This is a genomic window from Robiginitalea sp. SC105, assembly GCF_014243345.1.
In the GTDB taxonomy this organism is placed as follows: Bacteria; Bacteroidota; Bacteroidia; order Flavobacteriales; family Flavobacteriaceae; genus Robiginitalea.
On record NZ_JACLZF010000002.1, the window covers coordinates 453,281 to 467,571 of the forward strand.

Consider the following 14,291-nt stretch of genomic DNA (forward strand, 5'->3'; position numbering starts at 1 on the left):
TCCCCGGTCGGGAGCGATTTAAATTGTTCGTTTACAATTGCAATGGAAATGGGTTATAAACGGAGCGTTCTGCCAAACGCTCCGTTTTCATTTTCAGGTATTAGTGTTGATTGAGTCGGAAATCGGAATAGGCATCCATTCCGTGTTCGTGGATATCGAGACCTTCCAGTTCTTCCTCTTTCGATACGCGGATCCCCACGGTTTTCTTGAGGGCCAGGATGATGATGGCTGCAGAAATGATACAGAAGATCCCTGCGGCACCAACACCAGTCAGCTGGTACAGGAACTGGTCAACCCCTGCTTTGTCGCCGAAGATTCCGACGGCGAGGGTCCCCCAGATACCACAAATGAGGTGGACGGTGACGGCACCTACCGGGTCGTCGAGGCGGATCCGGTCGATAAAGGCCACGCCCCCTACGATAATGGCTCCCGCAATCAGGCCGATTACCACCGCCTCATTGGGTGACATCAGGTCTGCGCCAGCGGTGATTCCCACAAGCCCCCCGAGGATTCCGTTCAGGAACATGGTCAGGTCGTAATTCTTATATGCCAGGGTCGATACCACGAAGGCGCTTACCCCGCCGGCGGCGGCTGCCAGGGATGTGGTCACCAGCACCAGGGAGGTCAGTGCCGGGTCCCCGGAGAGTACGGAACCCCCGTTAAAACCAAACCATCCAAGCCACAGGATCAGCACCCCGGCTGTTGCCAGGGGGATATTGTGTCCCGGGATTGCCTTGGGTTTCCCGTCCTCACCGAATTTGCCAATCCGGGAGCCCAGCAACCAGATGGCGATCAGCGCTCCCCAGCCGCCAACAGAGTGGACCAGGGTAGAACCGGCAAAGTCATAAAAGCCCGCATCGTCCCCACCCAGGGTGGACAGGAAGCCGCCTCCCCATTGCCAGGAACCGACAATCGGGTAGACCAGGCCTACGTAAATAATGGTAAAGACCATAAAGGGGCCTATCTTGACGCGTTCAGCGACAGCCCCTGATACAATGGTAGCTGCCGTAGCGGCAAACATCCCCTGGAAGAGGAAATCCGTCCAGTAGGTATAGCCACCGTCTGCGTATTCCGGCGTCAGGCCGGCCGCGTCAGTCCCCAGGCCAAAGCCCGCGAAGCCGAGGTACCCGTTAAATTCCCCCGGGTACATCAGGTTGAACCCGCCGATATAATACATCAGCAGCCCAACGGTTATAATAAAAATGTTCTTGAACAGAATGTTGATGGTATTTTTCTGCCGTGTCAGGCCAATCTCGAGAAAGGCAAATCCGGTATGCATGAAGAACACCAGGGCGGTGCACACCATCATCCAGATGTTGTTTGCTGTAAATAATCCAGTATCCATAATAAATTTCGTTGAGTTAGTTAGATTAGTTGATGCCGGCGTGGCCGCTTTCCTTGGTTCTGATCCGGTAGGCTTCCACCACGTCCGAGACGAAAATTTTACCGTCTCCGACATTTCCGGTGTACGCCGTATCGAGGAGCGTATTTACTGTACGCTCCAGGAAATCGTCCGACACCACGATGACCAGATACCTGCGCTGGATATCTGACGTGCTGTACGAAATGCCCCGGTAAACATGGCCCTGCTTTTCATTGCCAACACCGGTAACATCCCAATAACTGAAGAAATTCACCTCAATCTGATGGAGGGCTTTTTTGACCTCATCAAATTTGGATTTTCGAATAATTGCTTCCACTTTTTTCATGGGTATATGTTTTTGTTGATCGGGCCAAATATATATTAAAATGGACACACCCTTTGTTTGAAAGGGGTGTTAGCGGGTATTTTTATGTTTATCATAAAATGACCCCCCTAAAATTTAGGGTGTGTCTTTTTAAACAAGATTTTTTTGGTATATCGTCGATAAAAGGGACGGTAAAAACAGGAAATGGCGCTTTTTCGGGTTGATTCTACCTTATACACCAGGAAATTGTTGGTTTTCAGTCAAAAACCGAAAGAAAAGTTACAATTGTAAATGACGGGGATCAGAACCAGAGTAAAATTTGGAAACAGGGAGAAATTCAGAACCAGCGGGAAATTCGGAACCAGGGGAAATTCAGAACCAGCGGGAAATCCAGAATCCCAGGGCAACGGCCAGCAACCCTGCCAGCAGGCTGCCCAGGGTATAGAAAATAAAAGGGAGGAAGTTTCCGTCCCGGAGCATGCCGAACTGTTCCAGGCTGAAAGAAGAAAAGGTGGTGAACCCCCCGCAGAAGCCCGAGGCGAGTAAAGCACTCTGGACCGGGTTGACAAACTGGTTGCGCAGGGAAGCACCCAGGACGATGCCGATTAGGAGGCAGCCGAGAATATTGGCCAGGAAGGTGCCCAGGTAAAATCCCGAAATCATCGGATTCAGGTACCTGCCCATGAGGAACCTGAGGCCGCTTCCAAGGCCACCACCCAAAAATACCAGGAGCAAGTGTTTCATAAAAAAACCCGATCAGTTAAGATACGGGAGAGGGATGTCAGGCCCTGTCCAGGGCCTAAAGCTACTAAATCTTCGGATTAAACGGCCTTGCGGAGTTCGCCGTCCGCAGATTTGAGCGGATAAATCTTGAAGGGGGCTGCAAGGCGCTGCCCGGATGTTGAACGGTTCCGGTTCCAGACAGCCACAGAAGAACTGAAGATCAACAGCAAGGCATTGATTACCAGCAAAACTGAGAAAATAACAAGAAAAACGGTCATTGGTCGGATGCTACTAAAAAGTATAACGCAAAAGTACGTTTTTTCTTATATGATACGCAGCAATTCCGGTATTTGATCGGTCCGGGCGTTATTTTTATCAATCCTGCAGGGGTCTGCCCTAGTTTTTGAGGAAATATTTGAGAAGCAGCAACAGGATTATAAATCCTGCAAACAGGAGCAGGACAGTAAACGTTCCCTTGTACTGTTTTCGCTGCCATTGCCGGTCCCGCCTGTACATCACTACCAGGACCGCCACAAAGGCGATGAAAAAAAGCAGTGCGAAAACCATTTGCCCGGTGCTGAACATCTTTCTATTTTTAGTGCAAAATTACTCCAAATACCTCCATCCATGAAACGAAATATCGCTGCGGTTGCCGAATTCCACCAGGCTTTTGGCCTGGGAATTTCCCACGAGCCACAGGCAAATCTGGGCCCTGAGGTCAACATGCTCCGGTTCCGGTTGATGCAGGAAGAAAACGAGGAGTACCTGGAGGCGGCGTCCAACGGGGACCTGGTCGAGGTGGCCGATGCGCTGGGGGATATGCTCTACATCCTTTGCGGTACCATCCTTGAACACGGCCTCCAGCACAAGATTGAGGCGGTTTTCGAGGCCATACAAAAAAGCAATATGAGCAAACTCGGCGCGGACGGCAAACCCATCTACCGGGAGGACGGAAAGGTCCTGAAAGGCCCGGGTTATTTCAAACCGGATATCTCCGGGGTCCTCGATAAGGGCTGATCAGTCCAGGGGGAACCGCCATCCGAAGGGATCCTCGGCCCGGTTGTACTGAATATCGGTGATCCGCTTTTTAAAGTGGGACGCATAACTGTCATCCAGTTCCGGCAGTTCGTATTTCTTACCCCTGTAGCCAAAGCTGCTGATAGGGGAAACGACCGCGGCGGTGCCGGCCCCGAAGAGCTCTTTCAGCGTGCCGTCCCCGGAGGCCGCAATCACTTCGGACACCTTTATTTTTCGAACCTCCAGCGGAATCCCTTCCGCTTCTGCCAGCCGCAGGATACTCTTGCGTGTAATCCCGTCCAGTATCCGGTCGCTGGTGGGCGCCGTCAAAAGCGTATCGCCGATCCGGATAAAAATATTCATGGCGCCGGCCTCCTCGATATAATCGTGATGGTGGTCGTCCGTCCAGATTACTTGCTGGAACCCCTCTTTGGCGGCGAGTTGGGTGGGGTAGAACTGCCCGGCATAATTCCCTCCAGCCTTGGCAAAACCCGTTCCCCCATCGGCTGCCCGGGAATAGGCCTCTTCGATCCGGACACTTACCTTGCCGGAAAAATAAGCGCCTGACGGCGCGCAGGCGATGATAAAGGTGTACTCGCTGGCAGGGGAAGCGTGGAATCCCGTGCCGGAAGCGAAAATAAACGGACGTATGTAAAGGGAGCTCCCGGCCCGGGCGGGAATCCAGTCCCGATCCACCTCCAGGAGCGCCTTGAGGCCTTCCATGAAAAGACCATCGGGGAGTTCCGGGATGGCCATGCGGGCTGCGGAGATGTTCAATCGCTTCTGGTTCTCCTCCGGCCGGAACAGCCAGGCATTACCCTCTGCATCCTTGTAGGCCTTCATGCCCTCAAAAACGCTCTGGCCGTAGTGGAAGATCTTGGAAGCCGGGTCAAGGGTCAGCGGGCCATAGGGTACGATGGCGGCGTCCTGCCACCTGCCGTCCCGGTAGGTGCACCGGAACATGTGGTCCGTGAATACGCTGCCGAATGCCAGGTTGTCGAAGTCTACTTCCGGGAGTCGGGACTTGGCAACCCGCTGTACCGGGATCTCATTGATTGTGATGCTCATATCGTCGGATTCAGGTGCTAAAATTACATAATTTAATTCACCGGGGCTTTCTTTTTTAGCCCGAAATTCCGGACTTTTGAAGGGTAAACCAATTCCTTCGGGTCATGAAGAAACCGAGAATATACCCCCTTAAAACATTCCTGGGAGCCCTCCTGTTAATCGCAGGTGCCGGAACGCTTTCCGGACAGACGGATTCCAACTATTCAGAGGCAGGTGCCTCCCTGTCGGTCGCGGCTCCCATGGATGCGGACCGGGCCGCAGATTTTTTCGCGAGCCTGCAACCGGCAGATACCCTGGATGCCGTCTTCCGGGCCCGGGTGGTCGATGTGTGCCAGGCAAAGGGATGCTGGATGCGCCTGGAGCTTCCCGAGGGCCGGGAGGTCATGGTCCGGTTCAAAGACTACGGCTTTTTCGTGCCCATGGATATTGCGGGGCGTGAAGTGGTCGTCGGGGGCAAGGCGTTTATCTCTGAGGTTTCCGAAGCTGAGCGGCGGCACCTTGCCGAAGATGCAGGCCTCCCGGAGGCCGAGGTGATGGCTATCACGGGCCCGGCGCGTGAACCCGGATTCGTCGCGGAGGGTGTGCGTATATTCAATTGATTTGGAACGGCGGATCGTCAGGACCTCCGATGGTTCGCGGACCATACAGATCCCGCAGTGGCAGGAACAGTACCATTCCATGCACGGGGCCTTGCAGGAGTCCAGGCATGTTTTTATCCGGCATGGGCTCAGCCTGTATGCGGACCGTAAACTCCGGGTACTCGAGATGGGTTTTGGCACCGGCCTGAATGCGCTCATCAGCCTGCTGGAGGCCCCCAAACTGGGGCTGGTGCTGGAGTATACTGCCCTGGAGGCCTATCCGGTGACCCAGCAGGAATGGCAGGCCCTGGACTACGGCGGCTTGTTTGAGGACGATGCGGCCCGGGACCATTTCCAAAAGCTGCATCAGGCCGACTGGGAAAAACCGTCAGCAGTTACTCCCTGGTTCACCCTTTGCAAGGTACAGGCCGACCTGCTCGGATTTTCCGAAGAGGATGCGTACGACCTGGTTTATTTTGACGCCTTTGGTGCGCGCGTGCAGCCGGAGCTCTGGACAGAGGCGGTTTTCGGCAGCATGTTCCGGGCTTTGGGCGGGGGCGGCCGCCTGGTCACCTATGCCGCCAAGGGCAGTGTCCGCAGGGCCATGCAGGCATGCGGGTTTACAGTGGAGCGCCTGCCCGGCCCGCCGGGAAAACGCGAGATGCTCCGGGCGGTCAAACCGGTTTAAAAAAGCGGTCGTAAACAGCTTCCGGAAATCTGCAGGAGCCAGCCGGCAACCTGTGCAAAACTCAGGCGGGAACCTAATGTTAAATCGGCATTAAAGGCCAACCGCCCCGGGTATAAAACCCCTACTTTTACCCCAAAAAGGATTTGAAAGTACTGATAACAGGGGCAACAGGTTTGGTAGGCACCGCTATTACGCGCCAATGCCGGGATGCGGGCATCGAGGTGCATTACCTTACCACACGCCCGGAGAAAATCCGTAACGAGCCCGGGTATACCGGATTCGTCTGGGACCCCTCCGAGGGAAGTATGGACCCCCAGAGTTTGAGTGGCGTACAGGCCATCATCAACCTGGCGGGTGCTTCCATAGCCCAGCCCTGGACGCAGGCAAACAGAAAGCGCATCCAGCAGAGCCGGACCGACAGCCTCAGCACGCTTTTCAACCAGCTCTCAAAGCATGGCAAAGGGGAGGTGGAATACCTGGTGTCGGCCTCGGCAATCGGCATCTATCCCCACTCCTACACAGAATACCACACCGAAGCCGACGGGAACACCGGCCAGGGGTTCCTGGCCGAAACGGTGCGCCTCTGGGAAGCCGGTGTGCGCGATTTTGATTCCCTCGGCATCCCCTGCGGCATCCTGCGGCTGGGCCTGGTACTCGCGGCGCACGAAGGGGCCCTGCCGGCGATTGCGCGCCCGGTAAAGGCTTTTGTGGGAGCCCCGTTGGGCAACGGCCGACAATGGCAGTCCTGGATCCACCTCAACGATGCGGCGGCCCTCTTCCTCTTTGCAGTAGACCAGCGGCTTGAGGGGGTCTTTAACGCTGTGGCCCCCAATCCGGTGACCAATGAAAAACTGACCCGGCAGGTAGCCGAAGCCCTTGACAAACCCCTTTGGTTGCCGCGAATCCCGGCATGGTTCCTGCGCCTGGTCCTGGGCGATCGGGCCGCCCTTGTCCTCGATAGCCAGCGGGTGTGTTCCGACAAGGTCCGTATGGAGGGATTTGGTTTTGGGTTTGCCAACCTGCAACCCGCCCTGGAAGACCTTCTTACCTGATACCGGACAGGCGCGCGCCCTTTGGCCAGAAGTTGTCAGGGAATCCCCCGATTTTTCGTGACATTTTGACATTTTGCCAGGAATTGGCAGTACTTTTGCCGCTCAGAATTGAAATCAAGGAAAAATAAGTATTTCAAATGAGCACGGAAAAGGATATGGAACCGCAGGAAGACTTGCAGGCCGAAAGGGAAGAGGCTGTTGAGGAACCCACTGATTCGCAAGGGGAGGGAGCTTCCGGGGACGGGGATAAGCTCGAGGCCCTGGAGGAAGAGCTGGCTGCGGAAAAGGAAAAATACCTGAGGCTCTTTGCCGAATTCGAAAATTTCAGGAAGCGGACAGCCCGTGAAAGGAGCGAGATGTACCGCACTGCGGGCCAGGACGTAATCACCGCCCTGCTTCCGGTCCTGGACGATTTTGACCGGGCGCTGAAAGAACTGAACCGGGCCGGGGACGAGGAGTCCCTGAAAGGCGTGGCCCTGATCCACAATAAATTCAAGGAAACCCTAAAGAACAAGGGTCTGGAGGAAATCCAGGTAGCCGAAGGGGATGCTTTTGATGCAGACCTGCACGAAGCGGTTACCCAGATTCCGGCACCCGATAAACGCCTGCGTGGCAAGGTGGTGGATGTGATTGAAAAAGGGTTCAGCCTGGGAGACCGGGTGATCAGGCACCCGAAAGTGGTTGTAGGAAATTAAAGATATGAAGCAGGACTTTTACGAAATACTGGAGGTTTCCAAAAGCGCGAGCGCGGCCGAGATCAAAAAGGCCTATCGGAAAAAGGCCATCGAGTTCCACCCCGACCGGAACCCGGGCGACTCCTCGGCAGAGGAAAAATTCAAAAAAGCGGCAGAGGCCTATGAGGTCTTAAGCGACCCGGACAAACGGGCCCGGTACGACCAGTTTGGTCACCAGGCCTTCGAAGGCGGAGGCTTTGGAGGGGGCGGCATGAATATGGAAGATATCTTCAGCCAGTTTGGCGATATCTTTGGAAGCGCCTTTGGGGGCGGTTTTGGCGGCTTTGGAGGTTTCGGCGGCGGTCAGCGCCGCGTCAAGGGGAGCAACCTCCGTATCCGCGTAACGCTGGACCTGGAGGAAGTAGCCCTGGGTGTCGAAAAGAAAATCAAGGTAAAGCGCAAGGTACAGGCCCCCGGGGTCACTTATAAAACCTGCAGCACCTGCGGCGGAAACGGACAGGTTACCAAGATCACGAATACGATCCTGGGCCGCATGCAGACGGCTGCTACCTGCACCGCCTGCGGGGGCAGCGGCCAGGTAATCGATTCCAGGCCCGACGACGCGGATGCCCACGGGCTCGTCATGCGGGAAGAGACCGTATCGATCAAGATACCCGGCGGGGTGGAATCCGGAATGCAACTCAAGGTTTCCGGGAAAGGGAACGATGCCCCCGGGAACGGGGTACCCGGGGATTTGCTGGTTGCCATCGAAACCAGGGAGCACGCAACCCTGAAGCGGGAAGGTGACAACCTGCATTACGACCTGTATATCTCCATGCCGGATGCCGTTCTGGGCACCTCCAAGGAGATCGATACCATAGGCGGGAAAGTACGCATCAAACTGGAACCGGGGATACAGTCCGGGAAGATCCTCCGGTTGCGCAACAAGGGAATTCAGAGCATCAATGGGTATGGAACAGGCGACCTGCTGGTACATGTGAATGTCTGGACGCCCAAGGAGCTGAGCAAGGAGCAGCGGGAGTTTTTTGAACGGATGCAGGAGGACGAAAAATTTGCCCCAAAACCAGAAAAATCCGACAAATCTTTCTTCGAAAAGGTGAAAGATATGTTCTCTTAACGATAAATCCGGGGCGTTTTAAAATAAAAATGTATATTTGATTTTGATATTGGGACTCCAATATTAATTTTCTTTTTCATAGCAATTTTTTTCCCATCCTCGAAATGCCTTTCGGGGATGGGTTTTTGTTTTGGACCATCCCCTTCCGGCGGGTTACTTGGTAGCCCGCGAATGCCTATATTTATGACCCATAACAAGCCACCTGCATGAGCAGCATTTTATCCATCCGGGAAGTCACGAAATCCTACGGCCCCCACAAGGCCCTGGACGACATTTCCCTGGAAATCCCCTCCAACCGGATCTTTGGCCTGCTCGGGCCGAATGGTGCCGGCAAAACCACGCTGATCCGGATCATCAACCAGATCCTGGTGCCCGACTCGGGAAAGATATACCTGGACGGGGAACCCCTTACCCAGAAACATGTGGCACAAATCGGCTACCTGCCCGAGGAACGCGGTTTGTACAAGAGCATGAAGGTGGGGGAGCAGGTACTCTACCTGGCACAACTCAAGGGGCTCAGCCGTTCCGAAGCGCGCAGCCGGCTGAAATACTGGTTCGATAAACTGGACATCGGTGACTGGTGGGGCAAGAAGGTGCAGGAACTTTCAAAGGGGATGGCCCAGAAAGTCCAGTTCATCGTCACGGTGCTCCACCGGCCAAAACTCCTTATTTTTGATGAGCCGTTCAGCGGATTTGACCCCATCAACGCCGCCCTGATCAAGGACCAGATCCTGGAATTGCGGGACGAAGGCGCCTCCATCATTTTTTCGACCCACCGGATGGAGTCCGTGGAAGAGCTTTGCGAGTACATCGGACTGATCCATCGATCCAGGCTGCTGCTCGAAGGCAGGCTCACGGATATCAAAAAAGCCTACAAACAAAACCGCTTCCGGATTGAGTGGACCCCCGGGAACGGGGAGGTCGCCCTCGAGCAACTCCTCAATGGCACCCCGGTGGAAGTTTCCCATTTTGATGCGGAGGAGCACTTGTGGGATTTTACACTCCAGGTGCCCGAAGGCGAAAAACAGCGCCTGCTCCATACGCTTTCCGAAAAGGGGAGCATCAGTTCCTTTCGCGAACTGGTCCCCACCGCCAACGAGATTTTCATTGAAACGGTCCAGAAAAAAGATTTACATGGGTAAAATAGGCCTGATTATCCGTCGCGAGTACCTGGCCAAGGTGCGCAACAAATCCTTTGTGATCATGACCTTTTTGAGCCCGATCCTGCTGGTCGGGATGGTCGTGCTCATCGCCTACCTGACCCAGGTGAACGACAATGAAAAACGGCAGGTCGCCGTCCTGAACCAAAGCGCATTTTTCCGGGATCTTTTTATCCCGCAGCGCGGCGTTTCCTTTATCCGGCTGGACGGCCTCTCCCTGGAAGCCGCCAAGGACAGCACACTCAGCATGGGCCTGTACGGCCTGCTGCACCTGCCCGAGCGCCGCGACCTGGTGGATGTCACCGAGGATGCCTTCCTCTATACCAAGGATGCCCCGTCCACCTCGGTACTGGAGGAGATCGAATCCATCTTTGAAGACGGCCTTCGCCAGTACCGCCTGCGGGAACTCGGGGTCAGCCCCGAGCAATATGCCGCCGTCCGCAGCGGGTACGAAATCCACACGGCGACGTTTTCAGGGGAGCGGAGCACCAAAGGGATCAACGAGTTCAAGGCCCTTGTGGGCGGGGCGTTCGGCTACCTTATCATGATGTTCATTATCATATACGGGGGGTTTGTCATGCGCTCGGTGATCGAGGAGAAAACCAGCCGGATCATCGAGGTGATCATTTCTTCGGTAAAGCCCTTCCAGCTGATGCTTGGGAAAATCATCGGTACCTCTCTCGCCGGCGTCACCCAGTTCCTGATCTGGATTGTTTCGGCTTCCCTGCTGATGGTGGTGGCCCTGCTGTTACTGGACATCGACCCGGCCATCCTTTTGGAACAACGCAATATGCCGGGCGGGCTGGACGCCCAGTTGGGAACCGGCGCCCTTGCCGGGGATGAGACGAGCCGCATGATCCTGCAGGAGTTCCTGCAATTGCCCATGGGTCTGCTGATTGGTTTCTTCCTGGTCTATTTTGTCCTGGGCTACCTGATCTACAGCTCCATCTATGCCGCAATCGGGGCGGCCGTCGACAACGAAACGGACACGCAACAGTTTATTTTCCCGATCATCCTGCCGCTGATGCTGGCGATCTACGTGGGATTCTTTTCCGTATTTTCAAATCCGCACGGCCCCATTGCCGTGGCGTTTTCCATTTTTCCGCTGACATCGCCCATCGTGATGCTTATGCGGCTTCCCGGCGGCATCGGGGAAGGGGGGGTGCCCGTGTGGCAGCTGGTCGCCTCCCTGGCCCTTCTCGCAGGGACCTTCCTCGGGATCGTCTGGCTCGCGGCCAAGATCTATCGGACCGGCATCCTGATGTATGGGAAGAAACCGACATACCGCGAATTGTTCAAATGGTTAAAATACTGATATGTTACAGGATAAAACAGCAGCTCTTGCCCAGGACAAGGCAAAACCCGTAAAGGAATTCATCGAACGGGACCTGTGGGACGTGATCCGGGAAATCCTCAATTACGGCCTGCACATCGGGGAAGGGGAAAAATCCATCGACCTGACCATCGGCTTGTTGCTCTCACTGAGCCTTGCCATGATCGCCACCACGCTTGTCCTGAAGTGGCTGCGGAACCTCTACACCCGGAAAATGGAACACGAAGACCGGATGAAGTTCTTCAGCGTATTCAAGTATATCCGGTATGCCATCTATATGGTGGTGGTCCTGCTGACCGTAAGCTCTGCCGGGATTGACATCACATTGCTCATCACCGCCTCGGCCGCCTTGTTTGTCGGTATCGGCCTGGCCCTGCAGGAGTTCTTCCAGGATATCATTGCCGGGATCATGATCCTGGTGGACAAATCGCTGCATGTGGGGGATATCGTAGAGGTGGACGGCAAGGTGGGCAAGGTATTCGAGATCAAGCTTCGCTCCACCCGGGCGCTGACCCGTGACGACAAGGTCCTGGTCATACCCAACCACAAATTCATGAGCGAGGTGATCTACAACTACACGCAGAACCACCGGATGACCCGGGAATCCGTTCAGGTTGGGGTGGCATACGGCAGTGATGTGGAGCTGGTCACGCGTTTGCTGCTCGATGCCGTCAATACCCAGAAAGGCATACTCAAGAACCCGAAGCCCTTTGTCCAATTCGAAGATTTTGGCGATTCGGCCCTTATTTTTTCAGTCAAGTTCTTTATCAACGACTCCTTTTCCGATCCCCGGATCAAAAGTGACATCCGATACCGGATCGACAGGCTGTTCCGGGAGAACAGCGTGACCATCCCCTTCCCGCAACGCGACGTGCATTTCTATGCGCACACCCCCCTTGCGGTCCGCCAGCCCGGGAACGAAAAACAGCCCGGGACCCCGGGCTAGCAGTAATGCCCCGCCCGAATCGGACCCCGGGCTAGCAACAATGCAGGGCATGAATGAGAACGAAGGAGCCGCCCCTGGGGATGGGGCGGTTTTAGCCCTTCCTTAACAAAGTTCCCCGGTTATCGCGCTATATTTACAATGAAACCGGGCGCAGGAGCGTTCACTAACCGATAGCAAATCCCGATACATGTCCAGAATACTCGTAATTGAAGACGAAGCCGCCATCCGTCGCGTTTTGGTGAAAATCCTCACAGAGGAAAACGAGGCCTACCAGGTTGAAGAGGCCGAAAACGGTGCCCAGGGGCTCGAAAAGATCCGGAAAACGGATTACGATCTGGTTTTGTGCGATATCAAAATGCCCAGGATGGATGGGGTGGAAGTATTGGAGGCAGGTCGCAAGAGCAAGCCGGAAACCCCGTTTATCATGATCTCCGGCCACGGGGACCTGGATACGGCCGTACAGACCATGCGCATGGGGGCTTTTGATTACATCTCCAAGCCGCCTGACCTGAACCGGTTGCTGACCACGGTGCGCAATGCCCTGGACCGCAAGGAACTGGTCGCGGAAAACCGCATCCTCAAAAAGAAAGTCAGTAAAAACTTCGAAATGATCGGGGAGAGCGGGGAAATCCACGCCATCAAGGAAATGATCGAGAAGGTGGCACCGACCGACGCACGGGTCCTGATCACCGGTTCCAACGGGACCGGGAAGGAACTCGTAGCCCATTGGATCCACCAGAAAAGCCCCAGGGCCGGTGCGCCTTTTGTAGAAGTAAACTGTGCCGCCATCCCCTCCGAACTGATCGAAAGCGAACTTTTTGGCCACGTCAAGGGTGCCTTTACCTCGGCGGTCAAAGACCGGGCCGGTAAGTTTGAAACTGCCAACAAGGGGACCCTCTTCCTGGATGAGATCGGGGATATGAGCTTGTCGGCACAAGCCAAGGTGCTCCGGGCCTTGCAGGAAAGCAAGGTGTCCAGGGTGGGCTCCGACAAGGATATCAAGGTGGATGTACGGGTGGTGGCCGCCACCAACAAGGACCTGCAGAAGGAAATAGCAGATGGCAAGTTCCGGGAAGACCTCTATCACCGCCTGGCCGTCATCCTGATCCGGGTCCCTTCCCTGAATGAGCGCCGGGATGATATACCGCTGCTCATAGAGCACTTTGCCAGGAAAATAGGGGAGGAGCAGGGCATAGCGCCCAAGCGCTTCTCGGACAAGGCCCTGAAGCTGCTCAGGGAATACGACTGGACCGGAAACGTCCGGGAACTCCGGAACGTGGTAGAACGCCTTGTCATCCTCGGTGGCAAGGAGGTAAGCGAAGAGGATGTTCGTCTCTTTGCTAGCAAATAGGGGTTTGGCGGGGCGACTGCACTACGGGCAGCCCTGCAATTGGCGCAGTGCTTCTTCCGTAAGTTCCTTGGTCCGGTAGTTGTAGTACCGCTTGGCCTGGGTCAGGTCCTCCCGCAGCAATTGCCTTTCACAATGGTCATAGATCCTTTGCACGAACACCAGGGCTTCCGAACAGGGCACGCCGTTGACCACATCGGCCAGTGAGGCCTTATATGCCTGGAGGGAGGCATCGATCTGCTCCTCGATGCGCCGTTGATTGTCAGGGTCTGCCAGCAGTGGGGCAGAAGGCCCTTTCTGCATTGAATTCATGGCCAGCACATCGCTGTCATAGGGGCTGTCGTGGAGTTCGTCATGGAGATCCAGGGCTTCTTCTCCGGCCAACGCCCCATCCAGGGCACGGCGGAGGAGGATGCGGGTACCTTCCAGCGAACTCACCCGGGTGGCGAGCTTCAGGTTTTCCAGGCTTTCCTTCAGGTGCTTTTTGGCGTAGTCGCAGGCACAGTCTTCAAATTGCGGCCGGGATTTCTCCATGGTATTGATGGCCTTGTAGGTATGATAGCGGGCCAGGGCGATTTCCTCTGCATCCAATGCATTCTTTAGGTGGGTTTCCACAAAGCCGATCATGGAACCGGCATCGACACATCCGGGAGAAGGTGTGTTAAAGGCGAGCAGCCAGAGGCTGCCCAAGACAAGGTAGGATGTCCTGAATTTCATAGCATAGGTCTAAATGGGCCGCCGGGGCGGCGATTTGGGTAGGGTAAAGATACCGCAGCAGCCGGGGCCATCCCTTTTTTTTCGTCCATTGGGCCGGAGTTGGCGGTATACGGCTACCTGTTCCGATGAACGGCACAATTTTTTGGAAGAATTGCCACTGA

The 14,291-nt window shown here is 55.3% G+C and carries 16 protein-coding genes; 10 read left to right on the forward strand and 6 right to left on the reverse strand.

Features of this window, described 5'->3' with window-relative positions; all coding sequences use genetic code 11:
* Positions 1-100: 100 nt before the first annotated feature.
* The 4 genes from H7F20_RS11150 to H7F20_RS11165 form a co-directional block, all read right to left on the reverse strand.
* The gene (locus tag H7F20_RS11150; RefSeq protein ID WP_185786259.1) at positions 101-1,345 is read right to left on the reverse strand and encodes an ammonium transporter; all 1,245 of its coding nucleotides are present in this window, start codon (positions 1,343-1,345) and stop codon (positions 101-103) included.
* Positions 1,346-1,370: 25 nt separating this feature from the next.
* Positions 1,371-1,709 carry a P-II family nitrogen regulator gene (locus H7F20_RS11155; protein WP_185786260.1) on the reverse strand — a complete coding sequence of 113 codons (339 nt, stop codon included), beginning with the start codon at positions 1,707-1,709 and terminating at the stop codon, positions 1,371-1,373.
* A 351-nt stretch (positions 1,710-2,060) separates the two neighbouring features.
* Positions 2,061-2,432 (reverse strand): fluoride efflux transporter CrcB, encoded by a 372-nt coding sequence (gene crcB, locus H7F20_RS11160; RefSeq protein ID WP_185786261.1) that lies wholly within the window; start codon positions 2,430-2,432, stop codon positions 2,061-2,063.
* A 375-nt stretch (positions 2,433-2,807) separates the two neighbouring features.
* Positions 2,808-2,996 (reverse strand): hypothetical protein, encoded by a 189-nt coding sequence (locus H7F20_RS11165; protein ID WP_185786262.1) that lies wholly within the window; start codon positions 2,994-2,996, stop codon positions 2,808-2,810.
* 42 nt (positions 2,997-3,038) lie between these two features.
* On the opposite strand from H7F20_RS11165, the gene H7F20_RS11170 reads away from it, so the two are divergent.
* The gene (locus tag H7F20_RS11170) at positions 3,039-3,428 is read left to right on the forward strand and encodes a nucleoside triphosphate pyrophosphohydrolase family protein (RefSeq protein ID WP_185786263.1); all 390 of its coding nucleotides are present in this window, start codon (positions 3,039-3,041) and stop codon (positions 3,426-3,428) included.
* Here H7F20_RS11170 and H7F20_RS11175 read toward each other — a convergent pair whose 3' ends face one another.
* A complete protein-coding gene (locus tag H7F20_RS11175; RefSeq protein WP_185786264.1) occupies positions 3,429-4,496 on the reverse strand; it encodes a branched-chain amino acid aminotransferase in 1,068 nt (355 codons plus the stop codon).
* A 104-nt stretch (positions 4,497-4,600) separates the two neighbouring features.
* Here H7F20_RS11175 and H7F20_RS11180 point away from each other — a divergent pair, with 104 nt between their 5' ends.
* The 9 genes from H7F20_RS11180 (at position 4,601) to H7F20_RS11220 (ending at position 13,416) form a co-directional block, all read left to right on the forward strand.
* Positions 4,601-5,095, forward strand: coding sequence for a DUF4920 domain-containing protein (locus H7F20_RS11180; protein ID WP_185786265.1), 495 nt, complete (start codon positions 4,601-4,603; stop codon positions 5,093-5,095).
* A gap of 1 nt (position 5,096) precedes the next feature.
* Positions 5,097-5,762, forward strand: a complete 666-nt coding sequence (gene mnmD, locus H7F20_RS11185) for a tRNA (5-methylaminomethyl-2-thiouridine)(34)-methyltransferase MnmD (RefSeq protein WP_185786266.1) — start codon at positions 5,097-5,099, stop codon at positions 5,760-5,762.
* Between the two features lie 143 nt (positions 5,763-5,905).
* Positions 5,906-6,814: a TIGR01777 family oxidoreductase gene (locus tag H7F20_RS11190; RefSeq protein WP_185786267.1), complete on the forward strand. Its 909-nt coding sequence runs from the start codon at positions 5,906-5,908 to the stop codon at positions 6,812-6,814.
* A gap of 137 nt (positions 6,815-6,951) precedes the next feature.
* Positions 6,952-7,509 (forward strand): nucleotide exchange factor GrpE, encoded by a 558-nt coding sequence (locus tag H7F20_RS11195; protein WP_185786268.1) that lies wholly within the window; start codon positions 6,952-6,954, stop codon positions 7,507-7,509.
* Between the two features lie 4 nt (positions 7,510-7,513).
* The gene (dnaJ, locus tag H7F20_RS11200; RefSeq protein WP_185786269.1) at positions 7,514-8,626 is read left to right on the forward strand and encodes a molecular chaperone DnaJ; all 1,113 of its coding nucleotides are present in this window, start codon (positions 7,514-7,516) and stop codon (positions 8,624-8,626) included.
* 206 nt (positions 8,627-8,832) lie between these two features.
* Positions 8,833-9,768 carry an ABC transporter ATP-binding protein gene (locus H7F20_RS11205; RefSeq protein WP_185786270.1) on the forward strand — a complete coding sequence of 312 codons (936 nt, stop codon included), beginning with the start codon at positions 8,833-8,835 and terminating at the stop codon, positions 9,766-9,768.
* Positions 9,761-11,101, forward strand: a complete 1,341-nt coding sequence (locus H7F20_RS11210) for an ABC transporter permease (protein WP_185786271.1) — start codon at positions 9,761-9,763, stop codon at positions 11,099-11,101. Before H7F20_RS11205 ends, H7F20_RS11210 begins: the two co-directional genes overlap by 8 nt.
* Position 11,102: 1 nt before the next feature.
* Positions 11,103-12,065, forward strand: coding sequence for a mechanosensitive ion channel family protein (locus tag H7F20_RS11215; RefSeq protein ID WP_185786272.1), 963 nt, complete (start codon positions 11,103-11,105; stop codon positions 12,063-12,065).
* Between the two features lie 187 nt (positions 12,066-12,252).
* Positions 12,253-13,416, forward strand: coding sequence for a sigma-54 dependent transcriptional regulator (locus H7F20_RS11220; RefSeq protein ID WP_185786273.1), 1,164 nt, complete (start codon positions 12,253-12,255; stop codon positions 13,414-13,416).
* A 21-nt stretch (positions 13,417-13,437) separates the two neighbouring features.
* On the opposite strand, the gene H7F20_RS11225 is transcribed toward H7F20_RS11220, so the two are convergent.
* Positions 13,438-14,130, reverse strand: coding sequence for a hypothetical protein (locus tag H7F20_RS11225; protein WP_185786274.1), 693 nt, complete (start codon positions 14,128-14,130; stop codon positions 13,438-13,440).
* Between the last annotated feature and the right edge of the window lie 161 nt (positions 14,131-14,291).

Coding starts and splice junctions, on each gene's coding strand:
- H7F20_RS11220 (WP_185786273.1), top strand. CDS start 12,253: ATGTCCAGAATACTCGTAATTGAAGACGAAGCCGCCATCCGTCGCGTT.
- H7F20_RS11150 (WP_185786259.1), bottom strand. CDS start 1,345: ATGGATACTGGATTATTTACAGCAAACAACATCTGGATGATGGTGTGC.
- H7F20_RS11195 (WP_185786268.1), top strand. CDS start 6,952: ATGAGCACGGAAAAGGATATGGAACCGCAGGAAGACTTGCAGGCCGAA.
- H7F20_RS11165 (WP_185786262.1), bottom strand. CDS start 2,996: ATGTTCAGCACCGGGCAAATGGTTTTCGCACTGCTTTTTTTCATCGCC.
- H7F20_RS11180 (WP_185786265.1), top strand. CDS start 4,601: ATGAAGAAACCGAGAATATACCCCCTTAAAACATTCCTGGGAGCCCTC.
- dnaJ (WP_185786269.1), top strand. CDS start 7,514: ATGAAGCAGGACTTTTACGAAATACTGGAGGTTTCCAAAAGCGCGAGC.
- H7F20_RS11205 (WP_185786270.1), top strand. CDS start 8,833: ATGAGCAGCATTTTATCCATCCGGGAAGTCACGAAATCCTACGGCCCC.
- H7F20_RS11225 (WP_185786274.1), bottom strand. CDS start 14,130: ATGAAATTCAGGACATCCTACCTTGTCTTGGGCAGCCTCTGGCTGCTC.
- H7F20_RS11210 (WP_185786271.1), top strand. CDS start 9,761: ATGGGTAAAATAGGCCTGATTATCCGTCGCGAGTACCTGGCCAAGGTG.
- crcB (WP_185786261.1), bottom strand. CDS start 2,432: ATGAAACACTTGCTCCTGGTATTTTTGGGTGGTGGCCTTGGAAGCGGC.
- H7F20_RS11215 (WP_185786272.1), top strand. CDS start 11,103: ATGTTACAGGATAAAACAGCAGCTCTTGCCCAGGACAAGGCAAAACCC.
- H7F20_RS11155 (WP_185786260.1), bottom strand. CDS start 1,709: ATGAAAAAAGTGGAAGCAATTATTCGAAAATCCAAATTTGATGAGGTC.
- H7F20_RS11175 (WP_185786264.1), bottom strand. CDS start 4,496: ATGAGCATCACAATCAATGAGATCCCGGTACAGCGGGTTGCCAAGTCC.
- H7F20_RS11170 (WP_185786263.1), top strand. CDS start 3,039: ATGAAACGAAATATCGCTGCGGTTGCCGAATTCCACCAGGCTTTTGGC.